Annotated in this window: 13 protein-coding genes and 4 pseudogenes; 3 read left to right on the forward strand and 14 right to left on the reverse strand. The window is 65.4% G+C overall.

The genetic code is table 11. The features are described 5' to 3' along the window. Positions 1–114 precede the first annotated feature (114 nt). The 11 genes and pseudogenes from G4G28_RS22380 to G4G28_RS22430 all read right to left on the reverse strand — a co-directional run bounded on the left by G4G28_RS22380 (position 115) and on the right by G4G28_RS22430 (position 11599). Positions 115–798, reverse strand: a complete 684-nt coding sequence (locus G4G28_RS22380) for an OmpW family protein (protein WP_182989993.1) — start codon at positions 796–798, stop codon at positions 115–117. An 88-nt stretch (positions 799–886) separates the two neighbouring features. Beyond that, positions 887–2200 carry an SGNH/GDSL hydrolase family protein gene (locus tag G4G28_RS22385; protein WP_182989994.1) on the reverse strand — a complete coding sequence of 438 codons (1314 nt, stop codon included), beginning with the start codon at positions 2198–2200 and terminating at the stop codon, positions 887–889. Positions 2201–2662: 462 nt separating this feature from the next. Further along, a pseudogene (locus tag G4G28_RS22390) lies at positions 2663–3706 on the reverse strand (L-threonylcarbamoyladenylate synthase). Next, positions 3703–4908 carry a 5-(carboxyamino)imidazole ribonucleotide synthase gene (locus tag G4G28_RS22395; RefSeq protein WP_183107845.1) on the reverse strand — a complete coding sequence of 402 codons (1206 nt, stop codon included), beginning with the start codon at positions 4906–4908 and terminating at the stop codon, positions 3703–3705. Before G4G28_RS22395 ends, G4G28_RS22390 begins: the two are co-directional and overlap by 4 nt. A 7-nt stretch (positions 4909–4915) precedes the next feature. Further along, positions 4916–5411: pseudogene (gene purE, locus G4G28_RS22400) on the reverse strand (5-(carboxyamino)imidazole ribonucleotide mutase). A gap of 2 nt (positions 5412–5413) precedes the next feature. Next, the gene (locus G4G28_RS22405; RefSeq protein WP_182991636.1) at positions 5414–6310 is read right to left on the reverse strand and encodes a phosphoribosylaminoimidazolesuccinocarboxamide synthase; all 897 of its coding nucleotides are present in this window, start codon (positions 6308–6310) and stop codon (positions 5414–5416) included. Positions 6311–6537: 227 nt separating this feature from the next. After that, complete coding sequence (gene fba, locus G4G28_RS22410) at positions 6538–7602, reverse strand: class II fructose-bisphosphate aldolase (RefSeq protein ID WP_182989998.1); 1065 nt, start codon at positions 7600–7602, stop codon at positions 6538–6540. A 178-nt stretch (positions 7603–7780) separates the two neighbouring features. Then, positions 7781–9235, reverse strand: a complete 1455-nt coding sequence (gene pyk, locus G4G28_RS22415) for a pyruvate kinase (RefSeq protein WP_182991637.1) — start codon at positions 9233–9235, stop codon at positions 7781–7783. A 66-nt stretch (positions 9236–9301) separates the two neighbouring features. Next, a complete protein-coding gene (locus G4G28_RS22420; RefSeq protein WP_229425271.1) occupies positions 9302–10507 on the reverse strand; it encodes a phosphoglycerate kinase in 1206 nt (401 codons plus the stop codon). Between the two features lie 41 nt (positions 10508–10548). Next, positions 10549–10893: an AzlD domain-containing protein gene (locus tag G4G28_RS22425; RefSeq protein ID WP_182989999.1), complete on the reverse strand. Its 345-nt coding sequence runs from the start codon at positions 10891–10893 to the stop codon at positions 10549–10551. Further along, a complete protein-coding gene (locus G4G28_RS22430; protein ID WP_229425272.1) occupies positions 10886–11599 on the reverse strand; it encodes an AzlC family ABC transporter permease in 714 nt (237 codons plus the stop codon). Before G4G28_RS22430 ends, G4G28_RS22425 begins: the two co-directional genes overlap by 8 nt. 343 nt (positions 11600–11942) lie before the next feature. Here G4G28_RS22430 and G4G28_RS22435 point away from each other — a divergent pair, with 343 nt between their 5' ends. Genes G4G28_RS22435 through G4G28_RS22445 form a run of 3 tightly spaced genes read left to right on the forward strand, consistent with a single transcriptional unit; the run spans position 11943 to position 13786 of the window. Next, positions 11943–12137, forward strand: coding sequence for a zinc-finger domain-containing protein (locus G4G28_RS22435; protein ID WP_182990001.1), 195 nt, complete (start codon positions 11943–11945; stop codon positions 12135–12137). A 40-nt stretch (positions 12138–12177) separates the two neighbouring features. Beyond that, positions 12178–13188, forward strand: a complete 1011-nt coding sequence (locus tag G4G28_RS22440) for a YheT family hydrolase (protein WP_182990002.1) — start codon at positions 12178–12180, stop codon at positions 13186–13188. Further along, positions 13181–13786, forward strand: a complete 606-nt coding sequence (locus G4G28_RS22445; RefSeq protein WP_182990003.1) for a DUF2946 family protein — start codon at positions 13181–13183, stop codon at positions 13784–13786. The genes G4G28_RS22440 and G4G28_RS22445 overlap by 8 nt, the downstream gene beginning before the upstream one ends. Here the strand turns inward: G4G28_RS22445 and G4G28_RS22450 are convergent, their stop codons facing one another. The 3 genes and pseudogenes from G4G28_RS22450 to G4G28_RS29510 all read right to left on the reverse strand — a co-directional run bounded on the left by G4G28_RS22450 (position 13787) and on the right by G4G28_RS29510 (position 16151). After that, on the reverse strand, positions 13787–14011 hold the full coding sequence (locus tag G4G28_RS22450; protein WP_183107846.1) for a hypothetical protein: 225 nt from the start codon (positions 14009–14011) through the stop codon (positions 13787–13789). A gap of 94 nt (positions 14012–14105) precedes the next feature. After that, a pseudogene (locus tag G4G28_RS29505) lies at positions 14106–14483 on the reverse strand (alpha/beta fold hydrolase); the annotation flags it as partial. An 83-nt stretch (positions 14484–14566) separates the two neighbouring features. Continuing rightward, a pseudogene (locus tag G4G28_RS29510) lies at positions 14567–16151 on the reverse strand (M48 family metalloprotease). Positions 16152–16218: the final 67 nt, after the last annotated feature.

A 16218-nucleotide genomic window follows, 5' to 3' on the forward strand; every position in this document is an offset into this window, starting at 1 on the left:
GTATCTTGCGTCCGCGTGGGCGGAGCCCATCCTGCGGGAGAAGCCGCGGACTGCGGACGAAAAAAAGCCGGCAGGGCTTGCACCGTGCCGGCTCCATCGACGCTGAACGTCGTCTTAGAACTTGTAGCCCACCGCCAGCACGACCGCCACCGGATCGAGCTTCATGTGCTGGTTCTGGCCGGTCGAGAAGTGCACGTCGGTGCGCAGGCGGCTCTTGTTGACCGTCACGTCGGCGAACCATTTATCGGTCAGGTTCATCGCCACGCCCACTTGCGCGGTGTAGGTGAACTTGTTGTCGATCTCGAAGGTCGTCGGCGTGCTGCTGCCCGGGTTGGTGAGCGCAGTCAGCTTGCCCGAACCGCGTTCCTTCATGAAGTAGGCATAGGTCGCGCCCAGGCCGACATAGGGACGGAAGGTGGCGCTCGGTGCGAAGAAGCGGTACTGCGCGAACAGCGTCGGCGGCAGCGCCTCGACGGTGCCCAGTTCGCCGGTGCCGGCGATCGCGCCTGCGCCCATGATCTTGTGCTTGTACGGCGTACCCAGCGCGCCTTCGAGCGAGATATTGTCGGTCAGGCCGTAGGCGATGATCAGCACCGGCTGGATGTCGCTCTCGACGTCGGCCTTGGTACCCGGCAGGGCCGGTGCCGAGATGTCGCCGCTGTCGACTTTCGGGCTCAGCTGGTTGAAACCGAACTTGGCGGTCCACTGGCCGGCGGACTGGGCCGAGGCGGTCGAGGCGCATGCCAGCGCGGCAGCCACCACCAGCGCTTTCATGGCGCTATTGAAACGTACTTTCATCATTTCTCCTGATTCTTATTGGCGCAAGGACCCGGCGGGCGCGCACGGCAAGTGCGTCATCGGCCCGCGCGGGCAAGCTTTATCGTTTTTACAGCCAGCCCTTCTTGGCCATGTCGGCCAGCACGTAGCGGGCAACCAGCCAGTACTCGTATGGCGTCGGGTGGATGTCGTCGGCGAACATGTAGTGGCTCACGTCAGGACCGGTTGCGTCCTTGATGGTGCAGGTCAGCGACGACTCGGTGGCGCAAGCCTTGGTGGTCGTGTTGGTCAGGCCATACGGGGCCGGGTTGGTCACCTGGTCCTTGCTCACCGCGTACAGGTCGACATACATCACGCGCGCGTCGGTACCCAGGCCGGCTTTCAGCTGGGCATTGAAGGTGTTGACCATGGTGTCGATCAGCGGCTGCAGCGCCGGCTGTGCGCGTCCCGACGGGGTGTTGGCGACGTCCGGCAGGTTGTTGACGATGACGTAGTTGGCACCCTTGGCCAGCAGCTGGGTCTTGACGATGCCGGCCAGTTCGGCGCCGGCCTTGCCCAGTTCGCCCACCAGGGTCGCAGCGTTGGCAGCGGCGTATTCGCCCGCGGCCTTGGTGCCGGCAGCGGTTGCATCCGTGCCGGCCTTGGTGGCCGCGGCAACGGCGGCAGCCTGGGTCGCGCCTTGCGACATCGCCACACCCACGGCCGCGTTGACGATCGCGCTCTGGCCGTTGGCGGCGTTGGCGGCGACCGCTTGCTGGATGAGCGGCGCGGCGGTGGCCGGGTTCAAGGTGGTTGCTGCCAGGCCGCTGATGAGCAGGCCAGGGAAGGCCTGCTCGCCTGCACGCTTGCCGGCGGCGCTGACGGCGCCCAGTTGCATCAGCACGTCGTTACCGCCAGCCATGATGGTGACGATTTCGGTGCCGCTGAACTTGCCGCCGGTCTTGGCCAGGTGGTTCGCGACCTGGGTCACGACCGGCACGGTCATTTCGCCCAGTTCCGGCTTGACGGCCGGGTTGCCCGGACCGATCGGATTGGTGACGCGGGCACCGCCCTGTGCATAGTTGAAGCAGCTCGGGTTGTTGGTCACCGGGACGTTGGTGCCGGCCGTATTGCCCAGCAGGCCAGTCTGGGCGGCGCAAGGCGCCGGCAGCTTCAATTCGGCCGCCAGCACTTCGGTCCAGTTCAGGCCGGTCAGCACGGAATTCGTCGCGGTGCTGTTGCCGTTGATGGTGAATTTACCGCCGCCGGCGGCCTTGATCGCGCCGACGTTATAGGTACCGACGTCCGACAGGCTGTCGCCGAACGTGACTTGCTGGCTGAACGCAACCTTGTGCGTTTGGTCGCCACCACTGCTACCGGTACCGCCGCAAGCGGCGAGCGCCGCTGCGGTCAGCAGCGCGAGCGCAAAATTCTTTTGACGCATTGTGTCTCCTAGGGGATTGGATATTTTTCTGTGAAACGAACGCCCGTGCTATTCGTGTCCCAAACTAATATGCCAGTGTTCTTGCTGCTTGTATAGAAATTTATATTGTCATGGTGTCAACCAAAGACAACACCCAGGCAGCAAGGCCGACAATCTTGCCGATTATAACAAGCATTGTTATGGGCAATATCTCGAAGCGTGGCGGGGGACGCGGAGACGAGGCGCAGGGTGAACGGCTCCACCATGACGCTCGCATCGCCGCGGCCCGGATGCCGTCCACGCGTTCGCGTGGCTCGTGCATGTGGTAACGGTATTCGGAGAGGAGTTGAACGCGTGGTCGGCGCAGACGTTCCGTGGACGCTCGCGCCAGGGTTGGAGCCGACCACCCTGCAGGCCGGGCGGGTTCCCCGCCCGGTGGTGATCGAAACGGATGACCGGCGCACCCCGCGTGGTGCGCCCGCCCTACACCGCCGCGTCGCGGTTCAGCAAGCCGTGCACGATCCCGGTCGATCCATGCGCGGCGCGGCGCAGGCGGTCGTTGACGCCCAGCCAGGCACCATCCTGCGGCGGCGCCTCGACCAGGATCACATCGGCTCCCTTGCCATCCATCGCGCGCAGGGCCGCGTACAGGGCGTGGGCGAAGCCTTCCGGCGTGGCCGGCAGGCGCAGGCTGGCATGTGCCGCGGGCAAATCCGAATAATGGATGAGGGCGACCTTGCGGCCCGCGTCAATCAGGCGCGCCAGCGTCTGCGTCAGCGTTGCCGTGTCCTGCATCGCCACCGGCGTATGCGGCGCGTAATGCGATTCCAGCGTGCCGGAAGCGCGCGGCGCCTCCGCATCTGGTGCGCTCGGCAATTGATCGATGACGGCGGCAATCGCCTCGGCGCTCACGTGGCCAGGACGCAGCAGTACCGGGCCGTGGCTGGCCAGGCGCGACAGGTCGACGATGGTCGATTCGATGCCGACATCGGCCGCGCCGCCGTCGAGCACCAGCGCGACGCTGCCGTCGCTGCCGAATTCGTCGCGCACGTGCTGGGCCGTCGTCGGGCTGACGTGGCCGAATTTATTCGCCGACGGCGCGGCGATGCCGCCCTGCCCGCCCTTGAAGGCGCGCAGCAGCGCGATCGCCACCGGGTGAGACGGGCAGCGCAATCCCACCGTGTCCTGGCCGCCGCTGACGGCATCCGGAATGTTCGGCGCGCGCTTGACGATCATCGTCAGCGGCCCCGGTCAGAAAGCCTCGGCCAGCGCATGCGCCTGCGGCGGAATGTCGCAGGCCCAGTGGGCGATGTCGGCCCCGGGTGCCAGGTGCACGATCACCGGGTGATCCTGCGGCCGGCCCTTGGCGGCATAGATGGCGGCCACCGCCGCCGGGTTCTCGGCATCGGCGCCCAGGCCATAGACGGTCTCGGTCGGGAAAGCGACCAGGTGGCCCGCTTCCAGCGCACGCGCCGCGGCCTCTACCGCTGCCTGGTCGATGGCGCCGTTGGACGATTCGCTGCTCATGGCGCGATCCCGAGGATGGCGCAGGCGGCGCGCGTTTGCTCTTGCGCCTCCGCCAGGGTCGGCGCCACGAAAGTCACGTGGCCCATCTTGCGTCCACGGCGCGGATCGTCCTTGCCGTACAGGTGCAGGAAGGCGCCGGGCAGCGCCAGCACGCGCTCCCAGGCCGGTTCGCGCACGGTGTCGCTCGTGCCCTCGAACCAGACGTCGCCCAGGATATTGAGCATGACGGCCGGAGAGTGCTGGCGGCAATCGCCCAGCGGCAAGCGCGCCATCGCCCGGACCTGCTGGGCGAACTGGCTGGTGACGCAGGCATCCATCGTGTAGTGGCCGCTGTTGTGCGGGCGCGGCGCCATTTCGTTGACGACCAGCGAACCGTCCTCCAGCACGAAAAACTCGATGCAGAGCACGCCCACGTAGCCGAGCTGGGCCACGATGGCGCGGGCGGCGTCCTGGGCGCGTTGCGCGCACTCCGGCGACACGTTCGGCCCCGGCACGGTGGTCGTGAACAGGATGCCGTCGCGGTGCACATTCTCGGCGATCGGATAGACTACCGACGCGCCGTCATGGCCGCGCGCAGTGAGCACCGACACCTCGTAGGCCAGCGGCAGCATTTTTTCCAGCAGGCAGGTCACGCCGTCCATCGCTTCGAAGGCGGCGCGCACCTCGTCGCGCGTTTTGACACGGACCTGGCCCTTGCCGTCGTAACCCATGCGCACGGTTTTCAGGATACCCGGCAGCAGATCGTCATCGATGGCATCGATGTCGGCTTGCGTGGCGATCACCTTGTGCGGCGCCGGCATCACGCCGGACCGCGGCGCGCACGCGACGAAAAAGCGTTTCTCGGCAATTCGGTCCTGGGCGATGGCGACGCAGGCGCCGGCGGGTGCGACGAAACTGCCCTGCGCCAGCAGCTTCATGCTGTCGGCCGGCACGTTCTCGAACTCGGTGGTGACGGCGCTGCAGAGCGCGGCCAGCTGGCCCAGCGCGATGCTGTCGTCGTAGCCGGCCTGAACCTGCCGCTCGGCGACCTGCCCTGCCGGACTGTCGGCGGCCGGCTCCAGCACGGCAACCTTGTAGCCCATCGCCTGGGCGGCGTGGGCGAACATGCGCCCGAGCTGGCCGCCTCCCATGACGCCGAGCCAGGTCGGCGGATGGGCGCTGGGGAGGATGGGGGCGGACTGCGGAGTACTCTTGTTGCTCATAACACCTTCAGACAGGCAAGGTCATCGCTTTGGCGGCGGCGGTCTGCTCAATGCGGAATTGTTCCGTGGCGGGCGGCCAGCGCGTCGTCGGTGGCGGTCAGCATGGCCACCGCCGTCAGCGCGGCATTCGCGGCGCCCGCTTCGCCGATGGCGAAGGTGGATACCGGCACGCCTTTCGGCATCTGCACGATCGACAGCAGCGAATCCTCGCCGCGCAGGTATTTCGACGGCACCGGCACGCCCAGCACCGGGACGATGGTTTCGCGGCGATCATGCCCGGCAGGTGAGCGGCGCCGCCGGCACCGGCGATGATGGCGCGGAGGCCCCGCGCGCGCGCTGCCTGCATAGGCGAACATCTCGTCGGGCATGCGGTGCGCCGAAATCACCTGCGCCTCGAAGGCCACGCCGAACTGTTTCAGCATCTCGCAAGCATGCTGCATCACATCCCAGTCCGACGAGGAACCCATCACCACGCCGACCAGCGGTTTCACTCCATCGCTCATCGTCAGGCCTTCAGCTTTTCGCCGGTCAGGCGTTCGATGGCTTCGAAGTACTTGGCCTGGGTTTTACTGATGACCTCTTCCGGCAGGTGCGGCGCCGGCGCGGTCTTGTTCCAGTCGGACAGGGTCTCCAGGTAGTCGCGCACGAACTGCTTGTCGAAAGACGGCGGCGACATGCCCGGCGCGTACGAGTCGGCCGGCCAGAAGCGCGAGGAATCGGCGGTCAGCACTTCGTCCATCAGGTGCAGCACATTGTTCTCGTCCAGGCCGAATTCGAACTTGGTGTCGGCGATGATGATCCCGCGGGTCGCCGCGTATTCCGCAGCGGCGGTGTAGAGCTGGATCGAGACCTCGCGCATCTTCGCGGCCAGTTCCGGGCCGATGCGGCTTTCCATGTCGGCGAACGAGATGTTCTCGTCGTGCTCGCCGATGTCGGCTTTCGCGGCCGGCGTGAAGATCGGCTGCGGCAGTTTATCCGCCTGGCGCAGGCCCGGCGGCAGTTCGATACCGCAGATGGCGCCGTTTGCCTGATAGTCCTTCCAGCCGGAACCGATGATGTAACCGCGCACCACCGCTTCCACCATGATGGGTTTCAGGCGCTTGGCCACGACGGCGCGGCCGCGCACCTGCTCCACCTCACTTGGTGCCACGACGCTGTCGGGTGTCACGCCGGTCAGGTGGTTCGGCACGATGTGGCCGAGCTTCTCGAACCAGAAGTCGCTCATCTGGTTCAGTACCATGCCCTTGCCCGGGATCGGTTCGTTCATGACGACGTCGAAGGCCGACAGGCGGTCGGTGGTGACGATCAGGATCTTGTCGTCGCCGACAGCGTAGTTGTCGCGCACTTTGCCGCGGCCGAGCAGTGGCAGGGACTGGATCGAGGATTGGTAGAGGCTGTTCATAGACATGAGGATCAGGGAAACCAACTAAGCGGAATCGGCGGAGCAGGTTGCCCTGTCCGCCAGTAAGGACCTCGAAAAACCGTAGCGAGCGGCGGCAATGTTGGTCGAGAAGCGCAGCTGTACGAACAGTACAGCGAGCATCACAGGCCGACAGTGCAACGCGCAGTAGGTTTGTCGCGGTCCGAGAAGCCGGACTACCGTGCGGCAGCCCGTTCGACAACGCTATTTTACTTGACGACTTGCGCCAGCTCGCCGGCCTTGTAACGCTCGGCCATTTTCTCCAGCGGAATCGGCTTGATCTTCGATGCCTGGCCTTCGCAGCCGAAGGACAGGTAACGCGCCTTGCAGACTTCCATTGCCGCTTCGCGCGCAGGCTTGTTGTAGTCGCGCGGATCGAACTTCGACGGGTTCTGGAACATGAACTTGCGGATCGCCGCGGTCATGGCCAGGCGGATGTCGGTGTCGATGTTGATCTTGCGAACGCCGTGCTTGATGCCTTCCTGGATCTCTTCGACCGGAACACCGTAGGTTTCCTTCATGTCGCCGCCGAATTCGCGGATGATCGCCAGCAGTTCCTGCGGCACCGACGACGAGCCGTGCATCACCAGGTGGGTGTTCGGGATGCGCGCGTGGATTTCCTTGATGCGGTCGATCGCCAGGATGTCGCCGGTCGGCTTGCGGGTGAACTTGTAGGCGCCGTGCGAGGTGCCGATGGCGATTGCCAGCGCGTCGCACTGGGTGCGTGCGACGAAGTCGGCAGCCTGGTCGACGTCGGTCAGCAGCTGTTCGCGGGTCATGGTGCCGTCGGCGCCGTGGCCGTCTTCCTTGTCGCCCTTCATCGTTTCCAGCGAACCGAGCACGCCCAGTTCCGCTTCGACGGTCACGCCGATCGAGTGCGCGAACTTGACGACTTCTTTCGACACTTCGACGTTGTATTCATACGAGGCGACCGACTTGCCGTCCGCTTCCAGCGAACCGTCCATCATCACCGAGGAAAAGCCCGAACGGATCGCGGCCATGCAGACCGCCGGCGACTGGCCGTGGTCCTGGTGCATCACGACCGGGATATGCGGATAGGCTTCGACGGCGGCGTCGATCAGGTGGCGCAGGAAGGCTTCGCCGGCGTACTTGCGCGCGCCAGCCGAGGCCTGCATGATCACCGGGCTGTTGGTGGCGTCGGCCGCGGCCATGATGGCCTGCACCTGTTCCAGGTTGTTGACGTTGAACGCCGGCAGGCCGTAGCCGTTCTCGGCGGCGTGGTCCAGCAGTTGACGCAGTGATACGAGTGCCATGGTAGTACTCCAAACAATTAAGAAACTGTTCCAGGAGAGCATAAACCTACTGCGCGTTGCACTTCGCGTTTGCGATGCTCGCTGTACATGCGCACAGCTGTGCTTCTCACCGCGAATTGCCGCCGCTCGCTACGGTTTCTGTCTCTCCTGCCCGGACTTCGACAACGCGAAGCCGCTTTTAATCCTTGTAGGTCTCGCCGACGCGCACGATTTTCAGTGCATTGGTGCCGCCGGCCTCGCCCATTGGCGAGCCCCAGGTGACGACGATGGTGTCGCCCGGGCTGACCATGCCTTCCTTGATCAATAGTTCTTCCGCCTTGCGCAGCACGGCGTGGCTGCCGCCTTCCTGCAGCAGGTGGAATGCTCGCACGTTGCGGTACAGGGAGGCCTTGCGCTGCGTCGTTTGTGACGGGGTCAGGGCGAAAATCGGGGTGTCGATGTTATGTCGGCTCATCCACAGTGCCGTCGAGCCCGACTCGGTCAGCGCGACGATGGCTTTTACGGCCAGGTGGTGCGCCGTGAACAGGGTGCCGTAGGCAATCGACTGGTCGATGCGGGTGAATTCCACGTTCAGGAAGTCCGCGTCGAGCTTGTTGTATTCGGATTGTTCCGCCTCCAGGCAGATCGCGGCCATCATTTCGACGGTCTCGATCGGATACTTGCCCGATGCGGTCTCGGCCGAGGTCATGACGGCGTCGGTGCCGTCCAGCACGGCATTGGCCACGTCCGACACTTCGGCGCGGGTCGGGACGGCGTTGACGATCATCGACTCCATCATCTGCGTCGCGGTAATGGCCAGCTTGTTCGACGCGCGTGCCATGCGGATCATGCGCTTTTGCAGGGCCGGCACGGCGGCGTTACCCACTTCCACCGCCAGGTCGCCACGCGCGACCATGATGCCGTCGGACGCATCGAGAATTTCCTGCAGCACGGGGATGGCTTCGGCACGCTCGATCTTGGCGATCATCATCGGCTTGTGGCCGTAGGGCTCGCCGGCGATGTTCGCCAGCTGGCGCGCCATTTCCATGTCGGTCGCGCTTTTCGGGAACGAGATCGCCAGATAGTCGGCCTGGAAGCTCATCGCGGTCTTGATGTCTTCCATGTCCTTGGCGGTCAGCGCCGGCGCGGTGAGTCCCCCGCCTTGGCGGTTGATGCCCTTGTTGTTCGACAGTTCGCCGCCCACTTTCACCGTGGTGCAGATCTCGTGGCCGACGACCTTGTCGACGACCAGCACGATCAGGCCGTCGTTGAGCAGCAGCCGGTCGCCGGGACGCACGTCGCGCGGCAGGGCTTTATAGTCGAGACCGACGCGTTCCTGGTTGCCCAGCTCGCCGTTTTCGCCCCATTTGGCGTCGAGGATGAACTTGTCGCCATTGTTCAGGAAGATCTTGCCGTCTTCGAATTTACCAACGCGGATCTTCGGTCCCTGCATGTCGGCCATGATCGCGACCTCGGTCCCGCATTCGGCGGCGGCGCGGCGTACCAGCGCGGCGCGGTCGATGTGGTCCTGGGCCCGGCCGTGCGAGAAATTCAGGCGCACGACGTCGACGCCGGCACGGATCATCCGCACGAGGATATCGAAATCGGTCGATGCCGGGCCGATGGTGGCAACGATCTTGGTGGCGTTGTACAGAGGGCGCATGTTGGAATCCTTGATTCTGAAATGAGAAGCGCAGCCTTGGGGCTGCGCTGGCACTGCTTACTGGGCCTTACGCTGAAGCAGGATGTCGACTGCCGGCAGGGTCTTTCCTTCGAGGAACTCGAGGAAGGCGCCACCGCCGGTGGAGATATAGCCGATCTGGTCGCCGATGTTGTATTTCGCAATCGCGGCCAGGGTGTCGCCGCCGCCGGCGATCGAGAAACCGTTCGACTTGGCGATCGCCATGGCCAGGGTCCTGGTGCCTTCTGCGAACTGGTCGAATTCGAACACGCCGACCGGGCCGTTCCAGACGATGGTGCCGGCTTGACTCACCTGCTCGGCCAGCATGGCGGCCGTCTTCGGACCAATGTCCAGGATCATGTCGTCGTCGCCCACATCGGCGACATCCTTCACGGTGGCGGCGGCCGTTGGCGAAAATTCCCTGGCGCAGACGACGTCGACGGGGATCGGCACCGAGGCGCCGCGCGCGCTCATCATGTCGATGATCTGCCTGGCCTCATTCACCAGGTCGTTTTCGACCAGCGACTTGCCGATGTTCAGGCCGACGGCCTTCATGAAGGTGTTGGCAATGCCGCCGCCGACGATCAAATTATCGACCTTGCCGGCCAGGCTTTGCAGGATGGACAGCTTGCTCGAGACTTTCGAGCCGGCGACAATCGCCAGCAGCGGACGCGCCGGCTGGCCCAGGGCCTTGCCCAGTGCGTCGAGTTCGGCAGCCAGCAGCGGACCTGCCGCGACGACCGGTGCAAATTTTGCGATGCCATGGGTGGTCGCTTCGGCGCGGTGGGCGGTGCCGAAGGCGTCGTTGACATAGACGTCGCAGAGCTTGGCCATCTTCTGGGCCAGCTCGTCGGCATTCTTCTTTTCGCCCTTGTTGACGCGGCAGTTTTCCAGCAGCACGACCTGGCCTGGGGCCACATCGACGCCGTCAATCCAGTTCTGCTTCAGTTCGACCGGTTGGCCGAGCAGCTCGGACAGGCGCGCGGCGACTGGCGCCAGCGTGTCTTCCGGCTTGAACTCGCCTTCGGTCGGACGTCCCAGGTGCGAGGTCACCATCACGGCGGCGCCGGCCTTGAGGGCAGCCTGGATCGCGGGAACCGAGGCGCGGATACGGGTGTCTTCGGTAATGTTGCCGGCATCATCCTGCGGCACATTCAGGTCGGCGCGAATGAAAACGCGCTTGTTTTTCAATGCATCACGATCGATCAGGTCCTGCAGGCGGGTGAAACTGAGAACGGCGTCCATGTCGGCTCAACAGTGAAATAGTGAAAAAACGCTATTCTACCTTAGGCAGCGGCGCCAAAAACGTGATAAATGCGCAACAGTGTGAAGGCAAGCATCCCGAATACGATGGTTTGCAGCATGTTCCGTCGCCACAAGTAGAACACCAGCGCTGCGATGCCAGCCAGCAGCTTCGGGTTCCCCAGCTCCAGGTGCACATTCCCGCCCGCGTCCAGCAGCAGGTCCGGTCCGATGATCGCCGCGAGTGCGCAGGCCGGTGCGTAGCGCAGCATGCCCTGGATGCGCGGCGGAATCGTGACGCGGTGGCCGATCATCCAGAAACTGCTGCGCGTCAGTACGGTCGACAGCGCCAGCACGACGATGACGGCCCAGATTTCCCATTCAGCCATGACGCGCCTTTCGTTTTTCGATGAGGGCCTCGGCTGCCATCGCGGCCAGCATGCCGACCACGACAGCCAGCAGCAGGCCAAGTTTATAAGGGAAGCCATAGGCGGCCACCGCCACCGTGCCGGCCACCAGCACGCCACACAGTGCCGCCCGGTTGATCGTCAGCGGCACCGTGATGCAGAGAATCGCCAGCGTGCCGGCAAAACCCAGGCCCCAGGAAGTCGGAATCGCGCTGCCGAGAAAGACGCCGATGATCGAGCCGCCCTGCCAGGCCAGCCAGTTCGGGAACATCAAGCCCTGCAGATAGGACAGCTTGCCCGGCTGCCGCGCGGCAGTCGGAAAACGCTGCAGGAACAGCGCCACCGTCAAGTCGCCGGAGATATAGCCATAGAACAGGCGCTGGCGCCAGTTCAGGTGCGCGAAGTGCGGCCCCATCAGGGCGGAAAAGATCACGAAGCGCAGGTTCACCACCAGGCCGGTGGCAAAGATGACCCAGATCGGCGCATGCGCCAGGATCAAAGGCAGCGCTGCCAGCTGGGCCGAACCTGCATACACCAGCAAGGTCATGCCGCAGGCCTGCAGCGCGGTCAGCCCGGTTTTGACCATGGCGATGCCGACCACCATGCCCCAGGCGCCGATGCCGAACAGGGTCGGCAAGCCGGTTGTCAGCCCTTCGCGCCACAGCACGGGGTCATGGCGTTCAGTCATATCGGTGGAGGTTTGCTTAGTGTCCGGCGCGTTCATGTCGCGCTCCTGCAACAGACGGGAACGACAAAAACGACGGGGCAAGAACAGCGGAAGAGCATGGAGAAGTAGCGAAGAAGAGTAGCAAATGTAGGGTGGGCGCCCTGTGCCCACGCGGTGTTCGCAGCCGGATCATCGTGCATGCCATCGTTGACGATCACCATCACCGCGTGGGCACGGGGCGCCCTCCCTACGTTGCCGCAAGCCAACACGGCGGTGAACTCGCCATTCTACCGATCATTCCGAACCGCCGCGCGAATCCGTTAAAATCCTGTCTTTGCCACCTTTCGCTCGACGGAGAATTTCAATGAACAACAAGACCATGCCTGTGGTGGAACTCGAGGCCAAGGATTTGCCGGCGCACTGCCCGAACCCGTCCATGCCACTGTGGTCGTCGCACCCGCGCGTCTTCCTGGATTTCGACCATGAAGGCACCGCCAAGTGCCCCTACTGCGGCACCCACTACCGCCTGGCGCCTGGCGTCGCGTTCAAGCACCACTAAGCGTCGCCCATTGACCGCGGCGACAACGCCGCTCCAGACCATGACCTACCGCGCGCCAGCGTGGCTGCCCGGCGGCCACCTGCAAACCATCGTTCCCGCCACCCTGCTGGCCAAGCCGCCAGTCAGCTACCGGCGCGAGCGCTGGAGCGTGCACGATCCGGTGCTGGGCGAGGACTTCGTCGACGTCGATTTCGTCGACGGCCAGCCCGGCAAACCCCTGGTGGTCCTGTTCCACGGGCTGGAAGGTTCGTCGAACAGCCATTACGCCCGTGGCCTGATGGCGGCGCTGGCGGCACGCGGCTGGTCGGGCGCCGTGCCGCATTTCCGCGGCTGCTCGGGCGAACCGAACCGCACGGCGCGCTTCTACCATTCGGGCGACGCGCTCGAAATCGACTGGATCATGGCGCGCCTGCGCGCACGCGCTCCCGGCCCCTTGTACGCGGCCGGCGTCTCGCTCGGGGGTAATGCGCTGCTGCGCTGGCTGGGCGAGTCGGGCACGGCCGCCGGTTTCGTGACGGCCGCCGCCGCGATCTCCGCCCCGCTCGACCTGACGCGCGGCGGCGAAGCCCTGTCCTCGGGCTTCAACATGCTTTATACCCGCATGTTCCTGCAAACGCTGAAGCCGAAATGCCTGGCCAAGCTGGAGCAGTTTCCCGGCCTGTTCGACCGCCAGGCGCTGCTCGCCGCGCGCGACCTCTACGCGTTCGATAATGTCGTCACCGCCCCGCTGCACGGCTACCGCGACACCGACGATTACTGGCACCGCGCCAGCGCCCGCCACGTGCTGCACGACATCCGCGTGCCGACCCCGGTACTGAATGCCCGCAACGATCCCTTCCTGCCGGGCGCCCACCTGCCCGCCAGCGCGTCGAAGGCCGTGACGCTCGAGTACCCGGAAGAAGGCGGCCACGTCGGCTTCCCGGCCGGGGCCTTCCCGGGCAACAATGCCTGGCTGCCGGCACGCATCCTGTCCTTCTTCGATGGCGTTCCAGGCGCGCGAACCGGTGCGCCAACGACATCCGAACTATGCGAAGCTGGCACCCATGGATGACATCGTAAAACAGGCAATGGCCAAGTGGCCGAACGTGCCCAACTGTTATGGTTGGCTGGCACTCGATGCGCGTGGTAACTGGCGCATGCGCGACGAAGCGGCGCAAGCCGCGAACGCGCCCGGCGACCGGCTGAACAACCCCACGCTGGTCGGCTTCATCAACCGCAACTACGGCCATGACGAGGCCGGCCGCTGGTATTTCCAGAACGGCCCGCAACGCGTCTACGTCAACCTGGAAAGCACGCCCTATATCGCCCGCACCGATCCGGCCCAGGGTCTGGTGCTGCAGACCGGCGCCGCGCTGGAAACCATCGAGCGCCTGTATCTCCTGGAGAACGGCGAAGCGATCGTGCAGGCGGGAGACATCGTCGCCCAGCTCGACGACCGCGACGTGGCGCAATTGTTCGAGGACCTGGAACTGGATGGCCAGCCGGCTGGCGACGAGGCCTTGCTGGCCTGGCTGGGCGGCGGCGCAGGCACGCTGGTGCTGCGCTGGCGTGGTGCCCGGGTGCCGGTCGAACGCATCGCCCGCGCCTCGCTGGCGCAGCATTTCGGCTTCGATCCGCTGCCAAGGCCGCCCGCCTCGCCTGCGGGCTGATCAGCCTGCGCCAAAGCTGGCCGCGTCGCGGGCGGCCGCCTCGATCGTGCGCCGCACCAGCTCGGGTTCGGTAAATTGCGGGAAGTGCCCGCTGCGCTCGGCCACCACCTGTTTGCCCAGCGGCGACAACTTCACCAGTTCGCGTTGATGGGCTTGCCGTGCGCGCAGCTGCGCCCCCGGCGTGGCCCAGGCCAGCGCGGGACGCGCGCCGCTGATGACATACAAAGGTAGCGGCGGAAAAGGCGGCGCGGCATCGAGCTCGGTCAGGCTGGCGTCGAGCTGCTCGGTCTCGGCCCGGATGATGAGGCGGCGAAAGGCGCGTGACCAGGCGTTTCAGCCAGCGCTGCAATGCATGGTCGTGGCGGGGGAGAATGCGCACGTCCTCGGGCGCGGTGGCCTCGACCAGCACGACAGCGCCGACCTCGTCCGGATGGGAGCGTGCGAACAGGTTGACGACCAGGCCACCGAGCGAGTGGCCGACCAGCACCCGGGTCGGGGCACCCCGGCGGCCAGCAAAAAGCGCGCAGGGTGCGCACCATGGCGGCGGCCGTTTGCGGCGCGTCCGGCTTACTGGACTCGCCGATGCCCGCGCGGTTGTAGGCGAAAACGGTATGCGCCTCCGCCAGTTCTCCAAACACCTTGTACCAGCTTTCGACCGGGCCGCCCGCTCCTGCCACCAGCACGATGCCAGGAGCACCCTTGCCGGCCACGATGTATTCCACCGTCACGCCGGCAAACTGCAGCCGCTGTTTCACTGGCACCATCAAGGGACGCATGCGCTTACTTCTCCTTGTCGGCTTCCTTTTCCTCTTTCTGGCGCGCCTTGATGGCACGCTCGCGCGCGTCGATCACGGACTGGTCGTAGAACGACACATCCTTCGCCTTGCGCGCGAAATTGAGCTGGTCGACGGCGGCCGGCAGAGCCCCGGCCAGCACATACGATTCTGCCAGCGCCATGTGCTGCAGGGCGATCCTGCCCTGCCCCGAATACGCCTTGGCCAGCAGCTCGTACAGCTTTGGCTCCTCGCGGTACAGCTGCACCTGGTCGCGCAGGTAGCGCGTGGCCTCGTCGAGCTTGCCGGCATTGATCATCGCGTCGGCATACTGGCGTGCCAGCGCGCGCGACAGCGGGTAGGCGTGCGTGGCGTTTTCCGCATCCTTCAGGGCCTGCTGCGCGACCTCCTTCGGCTGGCCCGGCGCCAGCTTGATGTCGAGGTCGAGCATGGCGAACATGGCGCCGCCATTGCTCGCAGGCGTATTCGAGAACACCCCCGGCTTGGGCTGCATGGCGGCACGTGCCTTGTCAAACCAGCTGCGGGCGCCGGCCAGGTCGCCCTCCTTCAGCGCCGGGAAGGACAGGCCGTACTGCGCCGCCACCTGCTGCTGGCGATGCTGCTGCACCAGTTGCGCCTCGAAGGCGGCGCGCGTTTCGCGGCGGGCGACGGTGCCGAGATCCTGCAGCACGCGCGCACGTGCCTTGGCCAGGTGGAATTCAATGGTGTCGATACGCTGGCGATACGGCGTTTCGCGAATGCGCGACTGGATGTCGACGATGCGCTCGCTCGTCAGCGGGTGGCTGCTCAGGAAAGCCGGGATTTCGCCATACACTTTATTCGCGCTTTGCAGGCGCTTGAAGAAGGCGACCATGCCCGAGGTGTCGTAGCCGCCGGCGCCCATGATCTGGAAGCCGACCCGGTCGGCCTCGCGCTCCGCATCCCGGCTGAAGTTCAGCTGGCGCTGCACGGCCAGGCCCTGCCCGCCCATCAGCACGCCCATCGCCGCGTCGGGACTGGCCTTCGGAGGCCAGCGCCGCCAGGATCAGCGTGGCCAGCGGCAGCAGCACGTCCTGGCGCTGCTGGCCGAGCATCCGTGCGATATGGCGCTGCGAGACGTGGCCGATCTCGTGCGAGATCACCGAGGCCAGTTCCGACTCGCTCTGCGCCGCCAGCAACAGCCCGGAGTGCACGCCGATGAAACCGCCGGGCAGCGCAAACGCGTTGATGGCGCCGTCGCGCACGGTGAAGAACTCGAAATCGGCGTTGGTCTCGCCGCGCGTGCCGGGCACCGCGTCGACCAGGGCGCCGCCGAAATTGTTCAGGTATTCGGCAATGCCGTCGTCGTCGAGGTAGTCGCGGTCGCGCCGGATCTCGCGCATGATCTCTTCGCCGAGTTTACGCTCGACGATCGGGGACAGGTCTTCGCGCGCGGTATCGCCCAGCGTGGGCAGCCTGGCGGAATTCGGCACGTTATTCAGCGCCTGGGCACGTGCCGACGCAGGATTGAGCCCGACCGCGGCCGACACGAGCAGGACGGCCAGCGGGACGCGCCAACGGGACGATACGGATGGCAATGCGGGGGAGGTCATCGGTTTCACGATGCTATGATAACCCCATCCGCCGGCGCCTTCACGCGCCCCGAAACACTTTCTTACC

Origin of the sequence: Massilia sp. Dwa41.01b, from assembly GCF_014171775.1 — a bacterium.
Lineage (GTDB): Bacteria > Pseudomonadota > Gammaproteobacteria > Burkholderiales > Burkholderiaceae_D > Telluria.

What these genes read in the sequence shown, in the direction of transcription:
- G4G28_RS22385 (WP_182989994.1), bottom strand. Translation starts at nt 2,200, where the DNA reads ATGCGTCAAAAGAATTTTGCGCTCGCGCTGCTGACCGCAGCGGCGCTC.
- G4G28_RS22395 (WP_183107845.1), bottom strand. Translation starts at nt 4,908, where the DNA reads ATGAGCAACAAGAGTACTCCGCAGTCCGCCCCCATCCTCCCCAGCGCC.
- G4G28_RS22420 (WP_229425271.1), bottom strand. Translation starts at nt 10,507, where the DNA reads ATGGACGCCGTTCTCAGTTTCACCCGCCTGCAGGACCTGATCGATCGT.
- G4G28_RS22445 (WP_182990003.1), top strand. Translation starts at nt 13,181, where the DNA reads ATGGATGACATCGTAAAACAGGCAATGGCCAAGTGGCCGAACGTGCCC.
- G4G28_RS22435 (WP_182990001.1), top strand. Translation starts at nt 11,943, where the DNA reads ATGAACAACAAGACCATGCCTGTGGTGGAACTCGAGGCCAAGGATTTG.
- G4G28_RS22430 (WP_229425272.1), bottom strand. Translation starts at nt 11,599, where the DNA reads ATGACTGAACGCCATGACCCCGTGCTGTGGCGCGAAGGGCTGACAACC.
- fba (WP_182989998.1), bottom strand. Translation starts at nt 7,602, where the DNA reads ATGGCACTCGTATCACTGCGTCAACTGCTGGACCACGCCGCCGAGAAC.
- G4G28_RS22405 (WP_182991636.1), bottom strand. Translation starts at nt 6,310, where the DNA reads ATGAACAGCCTCTACCAATCCTCGATCCAGTCCCTGCCACTGCTCGGC.
- G4G28_RS22425 (WP_182989999.1), bottom strand. Translation starts at nt 10,893, where the DNA reads ATGGCTGAATGGGAAATCTGGGCCGTCATCGTCGTGCTGGCGCTGTCG.
- G4G28_RS22440 (WP_182990002.1), top strand. Translation starts at nt 12,178, where the DNA reads ATGACCTACCGCGCGCCAGCGTGGCTGCCCGGCGGCCACCTGCAAACC.
- G4G28_RS22380 (WP_182989993.1), bottom strand. Translation starts at nt 798, where the DNA reads ATGAAAGTACGTTTCAATAGCGCCATGAAAGCGCTGGTGGTGGCTGCC.